This is a genomic window from Daejeonella sp. (assembly GCF_049655485.1).
Taxonomy (GTDB): Bacteria; Bacteroidota; Bacteroidia; order Sphingobacteriales; family Sphingobacteriaceae; genus Daejeonella.
In genome coordinates, this window is record NZ_JBASJU010000368.1 from 1 (window position 1) to 2009 (window position 2009).

Consider the following 2009-nt stretch of genomic DNA (forward strand, 5'->3'; position numbering starts at 1 on the left):
AAAGACCATATATAATACGATACGATATCAACCGTTTCAATAGATCAAACCGAACCATGAATCGATTAAAATACTTCTCTCATAGATTATTACAAGCATGTGTAACACTGGCTTTTCTTTGCACCTCTTCAGCAGCAGAAGCACAAATTCCGGCAAATACATCTAAGTCACTGGTTAATCGAAATTTGTGGACCGCTAAAGAACTTATGCAACCAGCTGAGCTTGCTTCAATTTTAAAAAGCACCAAATCAAAGAAACCGGTAATACTAAATATCGGCGTAGTTGAGAATATTTCAGGTGCGAAGAAGCTTGGAGCAGCAGAAGAAAATGATAACCTCCAAAAACTAAATAAGACTTTAAAGGGTCTTCCCAAAAATAGCCTGGTAATCATATACTGTGGCTGCTGCCCTTTTGACAAATGCCCTAACATCCGTCCGGCTTTTAAAATGATGAAGGAAATGGGTTTTTTAAATGGAAAACTATTAAACCTCCCTGTCAACTTGAAACAGGACTGGATTAATAAGGGATATCCAATGGCCTTTAATAACTAATAGAATATCCTTTCGGGTACGAACTTAATCTACTGGTTAATATTTTTCCGTTAATGTGAATTTTATTCCCCAAACTGGGATATCATCTTTCCTTAAAATCTTCTGGAAGTGCCATTAAAGCGATTAACATGAAATGGCATAAGTCTTGTCTTTCATTGATAGATTTTATAGAAACTTAAATCTTTAATCTTAACATTAACATCATGAAAAAACAGATTTTAGTTGTTGACGATGAGATTAGTATACATAAACTGCTTCAGTTTATCCTGGCCAAGGATTATAATCTCGTTATTAAGTATAATGGTGTTGAAGCATTATCATGGCTGAACGAGGGGAATAATCCGGACTTGATTATTTCCGACCTGGAGATGCCCTATATTGACGGTAAGTCCTTTATCCGCAACCTAAAGATCAGCGGACATTTCCACGATATACCAGTTATTTTAATTTCGGGAGCCGATGACCTTGAGAGTATAGTAAATCGAATGACGTACAAAGCAGATTGTTTTTTTAAAAAGCCGTTTAATGCTAACGAACTGAAGTCGTGTATTACCACTTCGCTCATTAACTATGAACTCTCAACTCGCTAAAAAGGAAACCAATAAAATATTAAGTCACCCAACTACAGTCTATTTGGTAGGCCTAAGCGCTTTAAAACCAAATTCATAACTTCGGCTCCATTTTCCAAATCTCATACATCTTTGCGCCCTGGGAGCTTAAACCCGAATGGTGCCAGAGATCGCCTTCCACTTTACCATCGAAGGTGATGGAGTTGCCCACTTTAGTACTGTCTTTTGTGAAGAAATCAAGTGTCTCGGTATATTTCCCGTTTTCGTAAGTATAACTGCCGCCGCCTGTACCAAAAAACTCCGTTGTTTCCGCGTTTATAGCAGCCCATTGAAAACGCGATCCGCTCAAAATCTTAAAGGTCTTGCGTGCACGTGGCGGGCTTAATACAACCTTACCATCCTGCATACGACCGGCGCTTCTCCAGGTTCCAACCATGGGGCCTTTACCATTGTCGACCATGGTCCAATTGCTCTTTTTACCATTCACATCGGAAGCAAGCCGGTTATCAATAATGTAAAAGGAAGACTTAATCGTCTGGCCTATCTCTTCTTTATTTTTCGAGTTAAACTCGATTTTCGCGTGTAGCTGATCATCGGAATATTTATAGGCACCCCCCCGTGTCTGGATCAGGAGCTTTTGAGATTTATCAAAAGTGGTATGCATGAAATAACCGTTGTTAAAGATCAACACCTGTTCTACACTTCCGTGCTTCATTTTCCATGCACCGTTAATCACACTATTGTCGGGTATGGAGCGATAGGCAAAGCTCATTATACCTGCAAGAAAAAGGATAATCACCACTATGGAATATCCTGATTTGAAATATTTTTCCATGACGATTCTTTTCTTTTAAAGTTAAGAATCGTAACGATAAATAGCAAGATCTGA

At 38.7% G+C, this 2009-nt stretch carries 3 protein-coding genes; 2 read left to right on the forward strand and 1 reads right to left on the reverse strand.

Going from position 1 to position 2009, the window contains the following annotated elements; all coding sequences use genetic code 11:
• The coding region (locus WBJ10_RS15145; protein WP_424291771.1) for a hypothetical protein at window positions 1-551 on the forward strand (551 nt) is incomplete at its 5' end.
• A gap of 203 nt (window positions 552-754) precedes the next feature.
• Window positions 755-1141, forward strand: coding sequence for a response regulator (locus WBJ10_RS15150; RefSeq protein ID WP_424291773.1), 387 nt, complete (start codon window positions 755-757; stop codon window positions 1139-1141).
• Window positions 1142-1214: 73 nt separating this feature from the next.
• On the opposite strand, the gene WBJ10_RS15155 is transcribed toward WBJ10_RS15150, so the two are convergent.
• Window positions 1215-1955 (reverse strand): hypothetical protein, encoded by a 741-nt coding sequence (locus WBJ10_RS15155; protein ID WP_424291775.1) that lies wholly within the window; start codon window positions 1953-1955, stop codon window positions 1215-1217.
• Between the last annotated feature and the right edge of the window lie 54 nt (window positions 1956-2009).